Origin of the sequence: Shewanella japonica, from assembly GCF_002075795.1 — a bacterium.
Taxonomy (GTDB): domain Bacteria; phylum Pseudomonadota; class Gammaproteobacteria; order Enterobacterales; family Shewanellaceae; genus Shewanella; species Shewanella japonica.
The window spans coordinates 2623928-2641871 of the sequence record NZ_CP020472.1; the positions used below are offsets into that span (position 1 = coordinate 2623928).

Genomic DNA, 17944 nt, shown 5'->3' on the forward strand with positions numbered 1-17944 from the left:
TAGCACACAAAGAATAGACAAAAACCAAAATGCTAACTTTAAATAATACTCACCCCACTAATTTATAAATTATTCACCACTCATCAGCACTGAACAAACAATTTATGGCACTACTGCTTCAAAGCTTAATGATACCGTTGAAGTAAAAGAACCAGTTTGACCAGCAGTTGGCTCAGCAGGAGTAAGTGTTAATACCTGTGAGCCTTCTTCATTATCTGACCCGCCGACAACTTCAACGGGGTTAGCCTGAGTAATAGCCTTACCATCAATATCAACCACCATGGCAATCTTTTCAGCACCGCCATCCCAAAGTGACGCATCTTCATTCAGTTCTGCAGTGATACCATTCAGTGCATTACCCTTTTTATACGAAAACGTATACGATAAAGGTTCAAGCTTTGAATTAAGAAGATTATATTCCATTTCTTGTACCCCACTAATTGGCGAAGCGGGTCTATAATGAAAATCAGCTGCAGGGATTTCTGCTGAAACTTCAATCTCTGTTGTTTCCGCCGCCATTACACCTGAAGATAAAAAGATATTCATAACGCCAAAACTGGCAACCGCAACTAATTTATTAATACTTAACACTTTCATATTTACTCACCTTATATAAATCAAAAAAAACATATTCAACAATAGATTATTTATAATCTATGTTTGAATTATATAATCCATTAACACCTAGGTGACATAGCAGAATAAAACCTGCCATAGATTAAAATGCTAATTTCAACTTTCGCTATTAAAATTTGATAAATAACTTAGCTTGAACCAATCATAATCCTATGAAAATGTCACCTTAAAAATTAATAATACTGTCTGGGTAAACCCTACTAGGTTAATTACAGCAGACGAGCTTAGGGTTAACACCAGTAAATTTACACCCATCCTTATTTCACCAAAAAATCACTTCCACAAGCATAGCCTTGGTATTGGTTTTAATCGTTTATATTGCGCCATCGATTTCTTACTCGCTCTGTAATGCTCTAATTCGAACGGACACTAGATTTTGAGTCAGTATGGTCTAATAATTAAGAGGTCGTTATTAGTCTAAAAAATCACATAAGAGTTATCCGCAAGCTTTTGAAGTTGAAGTTGTATTGATGGTGCTAGAACAAGGTTATAACGTTGCTGAAGCAGTACAGTGACGTTTTTATAAGGTGACTACACAGCGTAAACACTCCGGTTCAGTGGCTGACAACCTTTTAAACATGAACTTTACCCCTGGATCAGCTAATCAGATTTCGGTAGGTGATGTAACGTATTTAAAGACGAGTAAAGGCTCGATGTATTTAGCTGTGGTGATGGATTTATATTCACGCCGGATTGTGGGATGGCACATAGACAAACGAATGACCACAGGTTTGATATCTAAGGCATTAATGAAAGCCTACAACCAGCTTCGACCGGCCAGAGGGCTGGTATTTCACAGCGACCAAGGCTCACAGTATACCAGCAAGCAATTCGGTAAGCTGTTATCAACCTATGGTATCCGAGCCAGCATGGGGGATGTGGGTGCATGTTGGGATAATGTCGTCGTTGAACGTTTCTTTGGTAGTTTGAAACACGATGGGATTTTTAAAGTTGCTCAACCAACACAGGAATTTATAAAGCAAGATGTGACTACTTACATGAAATATTACAACTTGGAACGACTTCATTCTGCTATGGTGATCTGTCACCTGTAGAATTTGAGAATTCTCAACTACAAGTGTCCAATTTGGGTTGACCAGTACACTTATATAAATACAATGAGAATAACATTATCTATAAGGTTGCATTATTGATAATAAATTCGTGTTCTATTGATTCCTCATCAAAATAGAATTCTTTAGCACTTAGCATATGTAACGTATTTACTTTAAATAGAATCCATTTATATTGATGATTATAGAGTTTTACTCCATTTTTAGTCTTAAGCCCTTTACCTACAATTTCTGCTTCAAGCGTATCCAAAATGCTAGCGCCAGAATCATTACCAGCCCTAATATATATAGATTTTGGGAGTTCACTTACGCTCATCAAAGAATCGAGAATCAAAAGGTTACGATAGATATAAATTTCTTTAGAGGCACTATAAGTAGTAATTATATATAGAGATGAGCCTTCCTCTAACGATATTTTTTCCTGTACGATTTTAGATAAAGAATCAGCAATAAAGTTATTTTTAGCTATTATAAATAGCAAGTGCCCCATCAAAACATTATTTGAAGAATGAAACTCATATAACCCTACTTTTTCAATATTTTCATTCATACAATTAAAATTAGTTAAGTTTAATTTAATACTATTAACCTCTTCCAAGTAATTAGAATAGAAGTTTAATTTCTCTTCAGGGAGCTTTTCGTAAAAGGTTACGGTAACTTTAGAACTGGGTAACGCATATGGTGCTTCACTTTTTGAAAAAAGATTTTTATATCGTTTCTCTAGTATTTTTGAGAGCTTACCTGCATATTTTATGTCATCTACGGTAAGATCACGAATATCATTTAAAGCATCAAAAAATATCAGTAATGCAATTTGCTTTTTCCTAGAAGGTTTAGTGTGACCATTTTCCCATCGAGATAGCGTTATTTCATCAAGGGCACTGAACATTTCATGATGTGTTTGAATTTGTGCTACAAGCTGTGCTTGAGTAAAACCTGCTTTATCACGAAAGCGTTTAATATGTTTACCAAACATGATTCTCTCCAAATGTCCCTAACATGACAATTACCAGATACCACTTAAACTAATGTTCATTTGCTGTTGGAGCTAGCACCACCACAAAAACTTAAGATGTTGAAAAAATGTTAAAAGCCGAATATGGAGGTTAGCACTTTTCTATCACGGTGTAAATTTAATGCTATGTATGTACCTGCTCATTTAAATGACAATAAATGCAATTAAGCAACAACATTGGTTTTAGATTTTTATGAAAAGTGGTCTGTTTTCAAAACTCATTCGAGATTACCGGAAACAAAATAAAGTTACACAGCAAGACTTGGTTCAACTAATAGTCTCTGCAGAAGATGGTTTTAATGGTTTAGACGCTGTAACTATCAGTCGATGGGAAAATGATGTAACAAAGCCGGTATTGTATAAAAAAATTAAGATAGCAAAGCTAATCGGAATTGATTGGTATAAGTATACTATTGAAAATTTGAGTGCTATCTCACCAAAAACAGGCTCTTTGATCAACAGAAAGTTGTCATTTAGCCAGTCACTAATGATTGAAACTGTAAATATCAAATGTAAGGTAATAGACCAACTCACTTACCTTAAAAGTAAAGATGTGTGGAATGCTATAAGCAAGTATTTATTTAAAAGTAAGCAAAAATACGAAATTAATTTATTCAAAAATATTAATACGTACATATATTTATCACAAACAGGAGTTGTTGGTTACTATAGTACTTATATGTTGAATAAAGAAAGCTTTTGGTTATACCTGTCAAAAAATATTGAAATTTTTCAATTAGAAAAAAAGTTAAATGATTCGATAAATGATTCGATAAATGATTCCGTTATTATAGCCGGATATTTTGGGTTAACGGAAATAATAACACAAATATGCCTTTCTAATATAATTAGTAACATTGTCGACAATCAAATAGTAAGGGTTGGGATTATTTGCCACAACACACAACAACGTATAACTGCTGAAAAGCTTGGATTTAAAGAGCATCAGTCAGTCGAAAAATACAATAATGGAATATCCGTAATGTATGCAGAAACAGAGACATTGAAGTCTTCAAAGCTATTTTATAACTTGTATATCTACAAATATGAAACACTACAATCTAAGGAAATTTTATGATCAACATTCTTATTATTGAAGACGATGAATTCATTAGGAAAACTTATGTAGAATCGTTAAAAGAAGTCTCACCCAACATAAAAATCTTTGACATTAGTAATGGAAATCAAAGTTTAGAAATTTTAAAGCAAAATAAAATAGATTACATAATTTTAGATATAATGATGGAAAAAGGCGACGGTGTCTTTGTTTTAAGAAATTTACCAACTTTAGATTATAAATTAGAAGTTATTCTTTGCAGTTCCATTGATCATGATATGTTTAACTCTGTAAATAATCTAGCTGAGATGTATGATGTAAAAATTATAGGCATGTTAACAAAGCCTAAGCTACCCACATCTATAATAATTAATGCAATAAATGGAAAAATGTCAAATAAGGCTTTAGATAATGCTTCCAATAACCAAGTAAAATCTCACTTACATGACATTGGTCCATTTGTAAAAAATGCTGAAATATCTGAGCATCTAGTTGTTTTTTACCAGCCTCAGAAATGTCTGAAAAATATGCAAATAGTCGGTGTAGAAGCATTAGCACGTCTTACTCATCCTGAATATGGTTTGTTACTACCTTATCAGTTCTTAGATTTCCTAAGCAAAGAGCAAATGAAAGAGTTAACACATGCAGTTATAGAACAGGCAATGAGAAAAGTTTCAAGTTTGATGTTAAGAGGAATTAACATTACATGTTCTATAAATATACCTACTATTATTATGGAAGACATTAGCTTTCCTGATAATATTGATGAAATGACTAAATCTTATAATATACCAAATAGTAACGTTATTTTAGAAATGCTAGAAGATGAAATTGTAGATAACAAACTTTTGTTAGATGTATGCACTAGACTTAGAATGAAAGGGTTCAATTTATCAATTGACGACTTTGGAGAAAACCAATCGTCTTTCGAAAGATTTAAACTTTTTCCATTTAATGAAATTAAGATAGATCGAAAGTTTATCAATAACCTTCTAAATGATAATAAAAAGCTTGCTATAGTTAACTCTCTTGTAAAGATAGGTAAGGAGCTAAATATACCAGTTGTTGCAGAAGGTGTTGAAAGTTTAGATGTGCAAAGTAAGCTAAAAGACCTTGGATGTGATCTGATTCAGGGTTACTTAATTTCAACTCCGATTAACGGAATTGATCTTGACCGTAAATTACTTGAATATAAATAGGTGAAGAAATGTCCGAAGTACAATATTACAACTTGATAAATGACTTTTCAAACAAGACGTCAATATTTGAAACCGAAGTGATTGAAAGTTTATTTAACACATACTTTTCAGTTTTATTGAGTGACTATGACCAATTATGTGATGCCATCAACAACAATGACACTATTAAAATAAATAACATTAAACATAAGATGAAAGGTTCAACTCAACTTATTAACATAAGTGAAATCTACAATTTCATAACATTAGACCAAGAAAAATTGTCAAAAAACTTAATTGAATTTGGGTTGACAATTAAAGAATACCATGAAGGATTAAAATCATATTTTAAAGTTAAAAAGACAACGACATAATGAGGTTACAATGAATTTAATTAATACTTTTAATAAAGTGAAGTTTTCAGTAGCCATATCACTTTTCCTTTTATTGGCAATCACCTTATATCAAACTTTATCTCTACATGCACAAAACACGAATATAAAAATGCAGTATAAAGTAATAGAAAAAGCAAGAGCGACGTATCAAATACGTCAATTGCTAGAAAATCACCTACTTTATGATGATATAGATATCATAGAAGTTAATCATAAACTAAAACTATTAAAAACAATTTCAATTACAAATCAAGAAAATTTTTACTTAACAGAAACGATAATCCAATCTATCAATTCTGTTAATGATGAAATATCAAAAGTAAAATCTAAATCTATTGCAGACATTACATCATTATTAGAACTAAATGTTTTAAAAGAAAGACAAACAAGACTAACCACACAAAACTTAATTACTATTTATGATAACGTTTTAAAATTAAATGAACTAGAATTTAGTGACAGTAAAACAATAACATTAGCATTAAAATCTTTAGAAAAAGTAACAAAAGTAATCGAGTCAGGAAAGAAAATCAATTTTAGCAAAAATGAGATAAACAACATAAACTTACAAGGGAATAAGGTATTTGATGAATTATTCAAACTCACTAAAAACCAATTAAACACTAAGCAAAGAATACACTGGAGTGAATTGGATAAAAATCTACTACTATTACGTAGTAACTTTAACAATTTAACCGAAGCAAATGAAAAACTTGAAAATAAAAAATTAAGCTTTTTAGGATATATAGCGCAAACATCAACTAAATTTAAAAAATCAGTAGATTCAATACAAGAACAATTAGAAGCCCGCAATAAATTAACGCAAAATTTAAGTTACCCGCTATTAATACTTGTTGTAATTTTCCTATTAAATACTCTTGTATTTATTTCATTATTTAATAAATTGAACCAACAAAAAGATACCGTTTTTAACAAAACTGAAGAAAAATCAAAATTTTTAGCTGCGATGAGCCATGAAATCAGAACACCTTTAAATGGTATTATCGGTGTCATTGAATTAGTAAAAGATAATCGAATATCTGATTACGACTTAAAAATCATTAAAATTTCAGCGCTAACACTAAAAAACCATATCGACAATATATTAGATATATCTAAAATAGAATCTGGAAATACAGACGTTGTAAATACAAGTCGTTTTTTAGGCAGCACACTTCAAGATGTTAAATTAATGCTATCTTTGCTAGCTAAAGATAACTCTTGCAACATTCTGATTGAAAATACCGCAATACAGCCAGATATGAAGATAACTCTCGACCATGCAAAACTAAAGCAAATATTAATCAATCTAGTTAGCAATGCTATTAAGTACAGTGATAATTTAAAACAACACAAATTTGTAAAAATTGCTTATGAATACCAAATAATTGATGAACATCAAGGTGATTTATTTATAACAGTACAAGATAACGGTATCGGGATGACAGAAAAAGAAACGAAACAATATACTAAACCTTTTGCACAGTTCTCAACAAATTATAATATAGCAAGCACAGGATTAGGTTCAAATGTTGTAATTGAATTCATACGCGTCATGGGAGGAAGTTTTTTACTTTCATCAGAGAAATTCAAAGGGAGCCAAGCAAAATTTAATCTCCCATACAAAATTACAAACAGTGCTAACAGTGCTAACAGTGCTAACAGTGCTAACAGTGCTAACAGTGCTAACAGTGAAACACAAGATATAAGCTGTGATGAAAAAGCGACAATATCTCATCAGAAAAAAAAATCGTTGAAAGTTTTACTCGTTGAAGACCACCCTTTTAATTTATTCGTATTGCAGCAACAACTTCTAGAACTCGGCTACCTCTATGTCAGTGCTGCGAATGGCATCGAAGCAATACAGTTAATAAAAGCTAACAATGATATAGATTTAATCATAACAGATATCAATATGCCAGAGATGAACGGTGTAGAGTTTGCCCAATACTTAACGCAAGAATTACAATTATATTTACCAATTATTGCTCTGACAGCTGATGCATTTAAACAAGATCATGAAGTTTTTTTACAAAATGGAATTGATACCATACTCACTAAACCTATTTCTACAAAAGAGCTAGAAGAAGCAATACAAGAACAAGTAAAGTAGATAAAAAATGATTTCATTAGTTGCTATGACCATAGGCTTTAGCCAATTTAACCTCCATACTTTTACTTATTTGGGTGTAAAGTTGCGCCTGTTGTATAGTGACTACAGCGGTAATAAAACAATTAGCTCGTTAGTAATCAGTAAAAGCTTTTCTATATATTGTAGAGGTAGGGATTTGAACCCTACTTCGATTGCGCTCCAAACCCATTGCCAATATTTCAAAATCGAAAAAGCAAAAAGCCCGCTAAAAAATAGCGGGCTTCTTTAAATATGGCGGAGAGATAGGGATTTGAACCCTAGATGGGCTACAAACCCATGCCGGTTTTCAAGACCGGTGCATTCGACCACTCTGCCATCTCTCCGAACGAGCAAGATAATAGCTATCACTCTGGTTAGTGTAAAGTATTAATTTAAAGATTATGATTGTTTGGCTAACTATGCATCAAATAGTAAGTTTAGTGAGCAGTAGCGTAGGCTGAGTAAATCAATACTAGAATCTGCAAGAAATAAACATATGGAACTCAGATTCTACTCTTATCTTTATTTCGCTACAAATCCATTGCCAATATTTCAAAATCGAAAAAGCAAAAAGCCCGCTATAAAATAGCAGGCTTCTCTAAATATGTCGGAGAGATAGGGATTTGAACCCTACATCGATTGCGCTACAAACCTATTGCCAATATTTCAAAATCGAAAAAGCAAGAAGCCCGCAATAAAATAGCGGGCTTCTTTAAATATGGCGGAGAGATAGGGATTTGAACCCTAGATGGGCTACAAACCCATGCCGGTTTTCAAGACCGGTGCATTCGACCACTCTGCCATCTCTCCGAACGACGAGAATAATAATGCTCTCGACGTTTGCTGTAAAGTACTAAAACTAATAAAACTAATCGATTGCTTGACTTACAATCAATCTGTCGATTTTTTATCTGAATAGAGCCCTACTCTTGCTGGATCTGGCGCTACAAAACCATTCGACATACTCGCCCAACTATCTTGCTTTGATAACAAGTAACCTAAATAGACTCCAACAGCGCTCAGTAATATGCCCAATCCAATCGTCATTTCAGCATATTGAGCCAGCATAGCAACAATACTCGAAGCCCCAAAGGCCATTCCGATTTGAATAAAGTTTTGTAAGCCAGCTGCTTTAGTCGCATTCTGACTAAACTGCTGTAATGCGTTATTGACCACAATAGGATAAATCGCGCCGTTGGCCGCCGCTAAAACAGAGAAAGAAATCAGCAATGGATATATAGTTTCCATCGTCATAACTAAAGTGACTAACGCAATTACAGCAACACAAGCAAAGAATAAACCTAGTAAGTATTTAAGGGCTGATTGAGCTCCGCACTTTTTAACTAATACCTTACTCATATAACCACCTACGATAAACATGATGGTTTGAGGAATAAAACTGAGTCCAATTGCCTGCGCTTCGTAGCCAAACTTAATCATGACACTTGGCCACACAGTTAAGTAACTAAAGAATGCAGCCGAACACGCTCCAAAAATAACCACGTTCCCTAAGTAATGGGTGTTTTTCACAATGCTTTTATAACTGATGCTTTGCTGCACTTCAGCTTGTTTTGATTCACTTGCCACTAACCATTTAGTGAGTACGATAAGTAAAACGGCCACAATGACTAAAGTAACAAATACCGCACGCCAGCCAAATGAATTAACAATCGCAGCTCCAATTAACGGCGCAACAGCTGGAGATAAAGCCACTAGCGGCATAATATTCGAGAACACTTTTTGCGCTTTGTCAGCGTCGTATTTTTCAACGACGATGGCTTGCCAAATGACACCAGCACTACATGCTCCTAATGCTTGAAAAAAACGGGCAATATTTAACATCGTAATTGAATCACTTGCCACGATGACGCCACTTGCAGCGGCAAATAACGTTAAACCCGCAATTAATGCGTTTTGCTTACCAATTTTTTCAACTAAAGGACCATATAATAATTGGCCTATGGCGAGACCAGCTAGGAATGTAGTCAATGAAAAGGCGACGTTATTCAAGCTTGTTGAAAAAGAATCAGCAATATTCTGAAATGCAGGCAAGTACATATCAGTTGCAATAAAACCTAACATACTCAACAAAGCTAAATAGGCTAATAAAATAAAATACTGCACATTGGCAGTGTTTGAAGACGCATTAGTCATCTTAAAAATAATTCCAAATAAAGGGCTGTTAAAAATCAGCGTGCAGTCTAATGACTTGCAAAATGTTTGTGAAACGTTTACTTTTGATGACTGCATTCATATTTTTTCACAGCAAAGGATCGCCCTCTATGCTTTCAGAACAAGCATTGGAAATGATTGATATTGTCGCTCGTGTAGGTAGTTTCACCGCTGCAGCTAATCAATTGCATAAAGTTCCATCAGCCGTCAGTTACGCAGTAAAACAAATTGAAGATGAACTTGGTGTCATTTTGTTTGAAAGGCATCATCGTAGTGTTAGCTTAACAGAGCCAGGTAAACATTTTGTCCAACATGCAAGAGAGTTGCTGGCTGAAATGAATGACCTAAAACGAAGCACTCAACGTGTCGCAAACGGTTGGCAACCTACACTTTCTATTGCGTTAGATAACATTGTTAGAGCAGACCGAATCAGTGTGCTGATCTCAGATTTTTACCGCCACTTTAGTGATGTAGAATTAATTATTCGCATTGAAGTGTTTAATGGCGTTTGGGAAGCATTAGCTACAGGCAGAAGTGATATTGCCATTGGTGCAACCACTGCGATACCTGTCGGTGGTGTTTTTCAGTATAAAGATATGCGAGACATTGAATGGGCATTTTTAGTCAGTAAAAATCACCCATTAGCAGAAATCGATCGTCCTTTAACTGATGATGAATTACGTATCTACCCTTCTATTTGTCTTGAAGATACGTCAAGAGAGATCCCTAAACGAACCACATGGCTACTCGACAATCAACGCCGTCTAGTTGTGCCTGATTGGATTCGTGCCATTAATTGCTTTAGAGACGGTTCAGGTATTGGTTATATGCCACTTAATCTCGCTAAGCCTTTTATCCAATCGGGTTCATTGATTGCGAAAACCTTAGAAAACCCTAAAAATGCAAGCCCATGTTGTCTTGCTTGGAATCAAGAAAAAATGTCCCCAGCACTTGAATGGGTGCTCGACTATCTTGGTGATACAGACAAGCTCCATCGTGAATGGTTAGCGTAAACACGGCTTTGTCGTCCTTTAAGATTAACCAATTTAATGTTCATTTAAGTATTGTTTTCAACAATAAGGTTAATGCGCAACATATTGTCTGATTTTGCGACATTGAAGATAAATTAATGGCGTAAAATCAACTAGTTCATCATGATGACTTTAAGCTGTAGCAAAGCTGTTGTATCATCAAGTTAAGTTATCAGTAATTTACCATGTGCTGAGAGAGCATTTTGTTAAATTACACTCTTTTTAACGTCTCGGAGACTGTTATGAATCAACAAACTTTGTCGGGTCAACAAGCCACGACGATGGAAACCAACAAACTCATTAAAAACACTTATATGCTGCTGTCTATGACATTAGCATTTGCTGCTGTAATGGCGGGTGTCGCAATGGCGTTAAATATCGGCCCATTCATGTCTATCGGTTTATCTCTTGGTAGTATTGTCGTCATGATGGTCACCTTGAAAAAAGCTGACAATGCCTCAGGATTAGCGTGGATCTTTGCCTTCACAGGTATGCAAGGTGCTTCATTAGGCTATATTCTAAATCACTATGTTGGTTTGAATAATGGCCCAGAGCTTATCATGCAAGCATTTGGTTTAACGTCTGTTATTTTTGTATCTTTATCAGCTTACGCAATCACGACGAAGAAAGACTTTAACTTTATGGGTGGCTTCTTATTCGCCGGCCTACTTGTTGTTATTGGCCTTTCATTAATCAATATGTTCTTTGTTAATAGCGGTGCTATGTTCATGGCATTACAAGCTGCTGTCGCTATGATCATGGTTGGTTTAATCCTTTACGATACAAGTCGTATCGTAAATGGCGGCGAAACTAACTATATCCGCACAACAATTTCGTTATTCTTAAACTTCATCAACCTATTCATGGCACTTCTTCACCTGCTTGGTATGGGAAATGATGATTAATAGCGTCAAGTAACGGGTCAGTCACTTTATAAATCCACTGTGATTAATCAGTTAACTAGGCTAAAATGGCTCCTCATTCAGGAGCCATTTTTTATTGTTATGAGTAAATTTATTATCCAAGTTAATGGCACAGTTTATGGGTCTACTGCCAGTTTTAGAGCGCTTCGTTTTACTGAAAGTGTTTTATCACTAGGTCATCAAGTCAGCCATATCTTCTTTTATCAGCAAGGTGTATTCAACAGTAATAGCCTCGTTTGCCCAGCATCTGATGAGCATGATTTACACCGCGCTTGGACTAAACTGGCATCAGAACATAATGTCAAATTAGTCAATTGCGTCTCTGCTGCATTAAGGCGTGGAGTCCTATCAGCGCAAGATGCATTAGAAAATGACAAGCAGCAATATAATGCTAGTGAACAATTTACTATGGGTGGTTTAGGTGAGTTAGTCACGGGTATTGAGCAATCAGAAAGATTGGTTTGCTTTTAGTGATGCATACAGGAATGGATATGAAAAAAATCTGCGTCATCTTCAGAAAAAGCCCTATTGGAAATACATCCAGTCGTGAAGGCTTAGACTTTGCTATGCTCAGTGCAAGTTTCGAGCAAGAAGTCAGTATTATATTTACCGATGAAGCTGTACTGCATTTACTGCCTGAACAACAACCTGAACTTGTGGGAAGTAAAGATTACCTGTCGACTTTCAAAGCATTAAGTTTATACGATATTGAGACTGTTTTAGTCTGCCGAGATTCAGCAGTACAATTTGGTATTACAGCTAAAGATTTTAACTTTGAAGCTGAATTAGCCTCAGAAAAACACATCCAAACTTTAATTCAGCAAGCAAATGAAGTGGTGGTATACTAATGATATTGCACCTAATACAACACTCAGCAACGACAGATAACGCACTAACCTGCTGTTTACGATACATCGCAGAGCAAGACAGCATCTTATTATCAGACGATGCCATAAACTGCTTACTTAATCATGAGTGGCAACAGCGATTATCAAACATCAAAATTTACGTGTTAATTGAAGATATTGACGCAAGAGGATTAGGCGCTCGCCTACCTCAGACAAACAATATTAAGGTTATCGATTATGACCAGTTTGTACTGGCCACATTGGAACATACGAAGGTGATCACTTGGTAAACTCATTTGACTTTAACGGTCAGCAAATCGAAGTCGATGCTAAAGGTTATTTAAAAAATTATACCGATTGGAAAGCTGATATGGCGCCTATTCTAGCGGCCACAGAAGACATTGTCCTTACAGAGCAACATTGGGAAGTCATAAACTTCGTTCGTGACTTTTACTTAGAATACAAAACTAGCCCAGCTATTCGTGTTTTAGTAAAAGCGATAGGTCAAGCATTAGGCCCAGATAAAGGTAATTCTAAATACCTTTACACATTATTCCCTATTGGCCCCGCAAAACAAGCAACCAAAATAGCCGGTTTACCAAAACCCGCTAAATGCATTTAACCTACTTGATGACTTCAACAAGCCTGACACTTATTCGTTCAGGCTTTTTTAATAGTGTCGTTATCGCACGGGCTAACGGGCTAAATATCTTCAATATAAGCTTAAATAAACTATGCAATTGGCAAATGATCACGTCCAGGTTTAACCACATTACTATTCCCTACTCGACTGTCGTTAAGGGCCATACCATAATTGTCACGACAATACTGGCATGGGCTCATGGTGTTAATTAACCGACCACGCTTACTGTACTTACGAATATAAGCATGAGAAATAGTGACATTTTGTTGAGTTAATAAACTGACATCTGCAACTTTATCTTTTAGATCAATAACAGCTGCATCCTCAGCACAATGACGATCATTAGCTCGCCCCCAACCAATAAACTCATTACCCACTTCATCAACATACTTTGCAGCAACCCATGGCCCACTATGATGACCTGTCGGCTCACCATTAGGTAAGTAAGAAGGTTTATTGGCAAGTTGATATGGAATTAATTCAAGTGGGTCATTAGGTGGTTGCTCACAGCTAACTTCAAGAGCCGATTGAGGCTGTTGTGTAACGAAGAAGTGATGGTTATGGCTTAACTTAACGTCACGTAATTTAGCTACTAGTTCTGCATTGGGTTTACGAGTATCGACTTCAACAATTCGTAATATACTTGCTTGGCTTCCATTACGGGCGATTATTTTGTCACCCGTTTTTAATGATGCAGCGGTGACCCATTGTTTGTTGAAATTACTGAAGATATGAACTTGATCGACATACATTAGGGTGGTGATGTCATCTATGGTGTATTTAATTTCTAGCATGAACTCGTTGATTAAGTTTAGTGTTAAATGCTGAAAAGCATTTTAGCATTAAATACTCGACAGCGTTTACCTGCACGAATAAACAAGAGTGAATCAATACAAGCGAATCAAATTAAACCACTTTTGATGACAAGTACACTGCGCATCCTTACAGCCTAACAAAACGCAAACTATCACTATCATCACTATCGCTTACAATAAGCTGAGTCTAATTCGCTTAATGAGCCAAGCGCTGGCAATGAGAAACACACTAAAAGTCCGGTAAAGATAAATACAAGACTCAATACCAATTTAGCGTGTCCTTTACCTCGATTAGGATTTAGAACATGCAAATAAATGGTTGCGTGAAGATTGAATTAATTGATTAAACTCAGACGCTGATTGAAGATGGTTCTCTACAAAATGTTGATCCAAAAAATATGGAAACTTATCAGCTTTATTAACCAATAACTGATAACGCGTAGTGGCATGTTGCACATACGGAGAGAAACTTGTCTGCTCAGCACCTTCACATTGCTCGGAATAAAGCGTTAATAGCTTAGATGCGATAGCAATTTCATTCGGATAATCATTTATCTCATCTTGAAGTTGAGCTCGGGTTGCTTGAAAACTTGCTAATCCGTATCCGCATACAAAAACAACCAATAACGACATTCTTTTCACTTATTTTTGATCCGTAATAAAAAGGAGAATCTGGCTATTCAAAAAACTGACTAAAATTAAGCAGCGGCCTCGATAAAGTCATAAATTGTATGCTTTAGGCACTAATAACCTTCTATGAGAATCTCTTTTATACTCCTTAACAATGGTCAAATGAAGCGCGTCGTTGTAATTCCACATTTTCTCCTTATTGTTTGCAGAGATTGACGAATTTGTGTATTTCACTTATCCATTATTGCTATGTAAATCCAATAAATCACAGTGTTCATATTGCAATTTTTTATTTCAGCACATGTTTACTGCTTTCAATCCAGATTTAACTTTGCGCTATTTTATTTATGGCATAAAAAACCAAACACAGGGTTTGGTTTTTTGCAAAGAAAACTGGCTTACAGAATATTAGGCCATTTTATTAGCTAATTGCATTAGCCAATCTTCTCTAAGCCACGCATATAAGGGCGCAATACTTCAGGGATCGTGATAGAACCGTCCGCATTTTGGTAGTTTTCGAGAATCGCAACGACAGTACGACCAACAGCTAAACCCGAACCATTTAATGTATGCAGTAATGTAGGCTTTTTATCATTAACGCCACGGTAGCGAGCTTGCATGCGACGAGCTTGGAAATCCTTCATGTTAGAACAAGAAGAAATTTCACGATAAGTATTTTGTGCAGGAAGCCAAACTTCTAGATCGTAGGTTTTAGCAGCGCCAAAACCCATGTCGCCAGTACATAAAATCATTGTGCGGTAAGGTAAGCCTAACCCTTGTAATACTTTTTCAGCATGGCCTGTTAACTCTTCAAGTGCAGCCATAGAATCTTCAGGCTTAACAATTTGAACCAGTTCTACCTTGTCAAACTGATGTTGACGTATAAGGCCACGTGTATCACGGCCATATGACCCTGCTTCACTACGGAAACATGATGTTAATGCCGTCATTTTTAATGGTAAATCCGCTTCATCGATAATCGTGTCACGAACCATGTTAGTTAATGGAACTTCAGCAGTAGGAATTAAGCTTAGTCCTTGGCCTTCTTCAGTAGCAGGTTTTGTGTGGAATAAGTCTTCACCAAATTTTGGTAGCTGACCTGTACCTAATAAGCTTTCTTCATTGACTAGAAGTGGTACATACATTTCTGTATAACCATGGTTTTCAGTATGTAGATCTAGCATGTACTGACCGACAGCTCGAGTTAAACGAGCGATTTGACCTTTCATGACAATGAAACGAGAACCGGTAATTTTAACGGCACTTTTAAAGTCTAAACCATCTAAGCCTTCGCCAAGATCTAAGTGATCTTTGATTTCAAAATCAAATTTAGTCGGCTCACCCCAAGTGCGAACTTCAACGTTATCATTTTCGTCAGCGCCTGCTGGTACTTCATCATCAGGTAAGTTAGGCATGCTCATCGCAATACCATTTAGCTCTGCTAATAACGCTGCTAGTTCTGATTTCTTCGCATCGAGCTGAGAACCTAAGTCACCCACTTTCGCCATGATTTCACTAACATCTTCGCCACGAGACTTTGCTTGACCAATGGATTTAGAGATTGCATTACGGGATGCTTGTAATTCTTCTGTTTCCACTTGTAGCGACTTACGTGTTTCTTCTAAAGCAGTTAAGCGGCTAACATCAAGGATAAAGCCACGTCGTGCTAAAAGCTCAGCTGTGACTTCAAGTTCGTTACGCAAAAATTTTGGATCTAACATGTTATATATTCTTAATAGTTAAATGCGAGAAAATACTAGCTGCTGACCGACATACACCATGAATATACATAGGATGACATTCAACAACACGTTGAGAATTGCTTTAATGAAGAGTCCCTCTTGCATTAGCAATAATGTTTCATTGGAAAAAGTCGAGAATGTGGTTAAAGCACCTAAAAGGCCAACTCCGACCATCGCTTTTAGCTCTGGGCTTAAATGCGAGGTTTCGAGACTAATGGCATATACAATGCCCATTATGAATGATCCCAATATATTGACCAACAGTGTACCAAAAGGAAAACTGCTTCCAAATAGCTGAAGCATTAAAATTGAAATAACATAGCGAAAAACTGCTCCAATAGAGCCGCCGAGTGCCACAAACATGATATTGGTCAAGCTAATCATATCGTTTTACCTCACTTGTTCTGTCAAGTTCAGCCAAATGGTCCAATTTATCTTTTATCCGTTTTTCAAAACCACGTTCTGTTGGATAGTAAAATTGGCTGTCTTGTAATGATTCTGGGAAGTAATTTTCTCCTGGTGCATACGCGCCAGGTTCATCATGAGCGTAGCGATATTCTGCCCCCAATCCCATATTTTTCATTAGTTGAGTTGGTGCGTTTCGTAGATGATCTGGCACTGATTCATGGCCTGACTCACGTGCTAATGCTCTTGCGGCTTTAAAAGCAGTATAAACGGCATTACTTTTTGGGGCACTTGCCATATACACTATCGCTTGTGCAATTGCTCTTTCACCTTCTGCAGGTCCCACTCGGTGGAAGCAATCCCAAGCGTTTAGCGCAATATTCATTGCCGTTGGATCTGCATTGCCGATATCTTCTGAAGCGATTGCTAACAATCGTCTCGCAACATATAGCGGATCGCCGCCACCTTCCAATATACGACAATACCAGTATAAAGCGGCATCAGGAGCGGAACCGCGAACTGATTTATGCACTGCCGAGATTAAATCGTAAAATTGATCGCCATTTTTGTCATAAGCCGCCATTTGATGCCCGGCAACTTGCGTCAACATGTCTGGTGTAAAACTGCCGTTATCGTCAACCAAGTCACTCATTAACTCTAATAAGTTTAATGCTTTTCTCGCATCGCCATCTGAAATGCTGGCTAATTGCTGCATCACGTCATCTGGCATAACAAAATGACGAGTCCCAAAGCCACGCTCTTCGTCCGTTAAGGCTTGCTGGATAATTGTAGCAATGTCTTGGTCTGAAAGTGGTTTGATTAAATAGACTCTTGCTCGAGATAACAACGCGTTGTTTAACTCAAATGAAGGATTTTCAGTGGTGGCGCCAACAAAAATAACCGTGCCATCTTCAATAAAGGGTAAAAATGCATCTTGTTGGCTTTTATTAAAACGGTGTACTTCATCAACAAACAATAAAGTACGTTGGCCTCTGCTTTGTGCTACGGCTTGAGCTTGTTCTATAGCCGCTCGAATTTCTTTTACACCAGACGTTACAGCAGAAATTCGCTCAACATGCGCGTTAGCATAATGGGCAACGAGCTCTGCTAGGGTAGTTTTACCCGTTCCTGGAGGCCCCCAAAGTAACATTGAGTGAGCACGGTTGGCTTCAAGAGCTTGCCTTAAAGGTTGACCTTCACCTAATAGATGAGACTGCCCGACATACTCACTGATATCCCTTGGACGCATT

18 protein-coding genes, 2 tRNA genes and 1 pseudogene are annotated in these 17944 nt (G+C 36.3%); 11 read left to right on the forward strand and 10 right to left on the reverse strand.

The genetic code is table 11. From position 1 onward, the window contains the following. Positions 1-102: 102 nt before the first annotated feature. Positions 103-597, reverse strand: a complete 495-nt coding sequence (locus SJ2017_RS11150) for a CS1 type fimbrial major subunit (RefSeq protein WP_080915808.1) — start codon at positions 595-597, stop codon at positions 103-105. 554 nt (positions 598-1151) lie between these two features. Here SJ2017_RS11150 and SJ2017_RS11155 point away from each other — a divergent pair. After that, positions 1152-1732 (forward strand): annotated as a pseudogene (locus tag SJ2017_RS11155) (IS3 family transposase); the annotation flags it as partial. A 38-nt stretch (positions 1733-1770) separates the two neighbouring features. On the opposite strand, the gene SJ2017_RS21590 reads toward SJ2017_RS11155, so the two are convergent. Beyond that, positions 1771-2685, reverse strand: a complete 915-nt coding sequence (locus tag SJ2017_RS21590) for a helix-turn-helix domain-containing protein (protein ID WP_080915809.1) — start codon at positions 2683-2685, stop codon at positions 1771-1773. Positions 2686-2917: 232 nt separating this feature from the next. On the opposite strand from SJ2017_RS21590, the gene SJ2017_RS11165 reads away from it, so the two are divergent. The 4 genes from SJ2017_RS11165 to SJ2017_RS11180 are packed head-to-tail and all read left to right on the forward strand — an operon-like array spanning position 2918 to position 7467. Further along, positions 2918-3802, forward strand: a complete 885-nt coding sequence (locus SJ2017_RS11165) for a helix-turn-helix domain-containing protein (protein WP_080915810.1) — start codon at positions 2918-2920, stop codon at positions 3800-3802. Beyond that, positions 3799-4980, forward strand: a complete 1182-nt coding sequence (locus tag SJ2017_RS11170) for an EAL domain-containing response regulator (RefSeq protein WP_080915811.1) — start codon at positions 3799-3801, stop codon at positions 4978-4980. The genes SJ2017_RS11165 and SJ2017_RS11170 overlap by 4 nt, the downstream gene beginning before the upstream one ends. 8 nt (positions 4981-4988) lie before the next feature. Beyond that, entirely contained in the window at positions 4989-5333 is a 345-nt protein-coding gene (locus SJ2017_RS11175) for a hypothetical protein (protein ID WP_080915812.1), read from the forward strand. A 10-nt stretch (positions 5334-5343) separates the two neighbouring features. Further along, entirely contained in the window at positions 5344-7467 is a 2124-nt protein-coding gene (locus SJ2017_RS11180) for a response regulator (protein WP_080915813.1), read from the forward strand. A gap of 271 nt (positions 7468-7738) precedes the next feature. On the opposite strand, the gene SJ2017_RS11185 is transcribed toward SJ2017_RS11180, so the two are convergent. From SJ2017_RS11185 to punC, 3 genes are all read right to left on the reverse strand, one after another. Beyond that, positions 7739-7829: transfer RNA gene (locus SJ2017_RS11185), tRNA-Ser, on the reverse strand. Positions 7830-8204: 375 nt separating this feature from the next. Then, positions 8205-8295, reverse strand: a tRNA-Ser gene (locus tag SJ2017_RS11190). Between the two features lie 81 nt (positions 8296-8376). Next, on the reverse strand, positions 8377-9639 hold the full coding sequence (punC, locus tag SJ2017_RS11195) for a purine nucleoside transporter PunC (RefSeq protein ID WP_080917466.1): 1263 nt from the start codon (positions 9637-9639) through the stop codon (positions 8377-8379). Positions 9640-9767: 128 nt separating this feature from the next. Between punC and punR the strand changes: the two genes are divergently transcribed. The 6 genes from punR to SJ2017_RS11225 all read left to right on the forward strand — a co-directional run bounded on the left by punR (position 9768) and on the right by SJ2017_RS11225 (position 13081). Further along, on the forward strand, positions 9768-10670 hold the full coding sequence (gene punR, locus SJ2017_RS11200) for a DNA-binding transcriptional activator PunR (RefSeq protein ID WP_055026037.1): 903 nt from the start codon (positions 9768-9770) through the stop codon (positions 10668-10670). 260 nt (positions 10671-10930) lie between these two features. Beyond that, the gene (locus tag SJ2017_RS11205; protein ID WP_080915814.1) at positions 10931-11593 is read left to right on the forward strand and encodes a Bax inhibitor-1 family protein; all 663 of its coding nucleotides are present in this window, start codon (positions 10931-10933) and stop codon (positions 11591-11593) included. Between the two features lie 99 nt (positions 11594-11692). Beyond that, the gene (gene tusD / locus SJ2017_RS11210) at positions 11693-12082 is read left to right on the forward strand and encodes a sulfurtransferase complex subunit TusD (protein WP_080915815.1); all 390 of its coding nucleotides are present in this window, start codon (positions 11693-11695) and stop codon (positions 12080-12082) included. Positions 12083-12102: 20 nt separating this feature from the next. Next, positions 12103-12459: a sulfurtransferase complex subunit TusC gene (tusC, locus tag SJ2017_RS11215; protein ID WP_080915816.1), complete on the forward strand. Its 357-nt coding sequence runs from the start codon at positions 12103-12105 to the stop codon at positions 12457-12459. Beyond that, positions 12459-12749 (forward strand): sulfurtransferase complex subunit TusB, encoded by a 291-nt coding sequence (tusB, locus tag SJ2017_RS11220; RefSeq protein WP_055026033.1) that lies wholly within the window; start codon positions 12459-12461, stop codon positions 12747-12749. Before tusC ends, tusB begins: the two co-directional genes overlap by 1 nt. Next, on the forward strand, positions 12743-13081 hold the full coding sequence (locus SJ2017_RS11225) for a TusE/DsrC/DsvC family sulfur relay protein (protein ID WP_080915817.1): 339 nt from the start codon (positions 12743-12745) through the stop codon (positions 13079-13081). Before tusB ends, SJ2017_RS11225 begins: the two co-directional genes overlap by 7 nt. A gap of 110 nt (positions 13082-13191) precedes the next feature. On the opposite strand, the gene SJ2017_RS11230 is transcribed toward SJ2017_RS11225, so the two are convergent. The 5 genes from SJ2017_RS11230 to SJ2017_RS11250 all read right to left on the reverse strand — a co-directional run bounded on the left by SJ2017_RS11230 (position 13192) and on the right by SJ2017_RS11250 (position 17943). Further along, on the reverse strand, positions 13192-13896 hold the full coding sequence (locus tag SJ2017_RS11230) for a hypothetical protein (RefSeq protein ID WP_080915818.1): 705 nt from the start codon (positions 13894-13896) through the stop codon (positions 13192-13194). A gap of 312 nt (positions 13897-14208) precedes the next feature. Continuing rightward, positions 14209-14550 carry a hypothetical protein gene (locus SJ2017_RS11235; protein WP_055026030.1) on the reverse strand — a complete coding sequence of 114 codons (342 nt, stop codon included), beginning with the start codon at positions 14548-14550 and terminating at the stop codon, positions 14209-14211. Positions 14551-14981: 431 nt separating this feature from the next. Further along, a complete protein-coding gene (gene serS, locus SJ2017_RS11240; RefSeq protein WP_055026029.1) occupies positions 14982-16268 on the reverse strand; it encodes a serine--tRNA ligase in 1287 nt (428 codons plus the stop codon). Positions 16269-16286: 18 nt separating this feature from the next. Then, positions 16287-16673 (reverse strand): fluoride efflux transporter CrcB, encoded by a 387-nt coding sequence (gene crcB, locus SJ2017_RS11245; RefSeq protein ID WP_372036725.1) that lies wholly within the window; start codon positions 16671-16673, stop codon positions 16287-16289. Continuing rightward, a complete protein-coding gene (locus SJ2017_RS11250) occupies positions 16666-17943 on the reverse strand; it encodes a replication-associated recombination protein A (protein WP_372036968.1) in 1278 nt (425 codons plus the stop codon). Before SJ2017_RS11250 ends, crcB begins: the two co-directional genes overlap by 8 nt. Position 17944 lies beyond the last annotated feature (1 nt).

Coding starts and splice junctions, on each gene's coding strand:
- SJ2017_RS11165 (WP_080915810.1), top strand. CDS start 2,918: ATGAAAAGTGGTCTGTTTTCAAAACTCATTCGAGATTACCGGAAACAA.
- tusB (WP_055026033.1), top strand. CDS start 12,459: ATGATATTGCACCTAATACAACACTCAGCAACGACAGATAACGCACTA.
- punR (WP_055026037.1), top strand. CDS start 9,768: ATGCTTTCAGAACAAGCATTGGAAATGATTGATATTGTCGCTCGTGTA.
- SJ2017_RS11230 (WP_080915818.1), bottom strand. CDS start 13,896: ATGCTAGAAATTAAATACACCATAGATGACATCACCACCCTAATGTAT.
- SJ2017_RS11205 (WP_080915814.1), top strand. CDS start 10,931: ATGAATCAACAAACTTTGTCGGGTCAACAAGCCACGACGATGGAAACC.
- serS (WP_055026029.1), bottom strand. CDS start 16,268: ATGTTAGATCCAAAATTTTTGCGTAACGAACTTGAAGTCACAGCTGAG.
- SJ2017_RS11180 (WP_080915813.1), top strand. CDS start 5,344: ATGAATTTAATTAATACTTTTAATAAAGTGAAGTTTTCAGTAGCCATA.
- SJ2017_RS11150 (WP_080915808.1), bottom strand. CDS start 597: ATGAAAGTGTTAAGTATTAATAAATTAGTTGCGGTTGCCAGTTTTGGC.
- crcB (WP_372036725.1), bottom strand. CDS start 16,673: ATGATTAGCTTGACCAATATCATGTTTGTGGCACTCGGCGGCTCTATT.
- tusC (WP_080915816.1), top strand. CDS start 12,103: ATGAAAAAAATCTGCGTCATCTTCAGAAAAAGCCCTATTGGAAATACA.
- punC (WP_080917466.1), bottom strand. CDS start 9,639: ATGACTAATGCGTCTTCAAACACTGCCAATGTGCAGTATTTTATTTTA.
- SJ2017_RS11235 (WP_055026030.1), bottom strand. CDS start 14,550: ATGTCGTTATTGGTTGTTTTTGTATGCGGATACGGATTAGCAAGTTTT.
- SJ2017_RS11175 (WP_080915812.1), top strand. CDS start 4,989: ATGTCCGAAGTACAATATTACAACTTGATAAATGACTTTTCAAACAAG.
- tusD (WP_080915815.1), top strand. CDS start 11,693: ATGAGTAAATTTATTATCCAAGTTAATGGCACAGTTTATGGGTCTACT.
- SJ2017_RS11170 (WP_080915811.1), top strand. CDS start 3,799: ATGATCAACATTCTTATTATTGAAGACGATGAATTCATTAGGAAAACT.
- SJ2017_RS21590 (WP_080915809.1), bottom strand. CDS start 2,685: ATGTTTGGTAAACATATTAAACGCTTTCGTGATAAAGCAGGTTTTACT.
- SJ2017_RS11250 (WP_372036968.1), bottom strand. CDS start 17,943: ATGCGTCCAAGGGATATCAGTGAGTATGTCGGGCAGTCTCATCTATTA.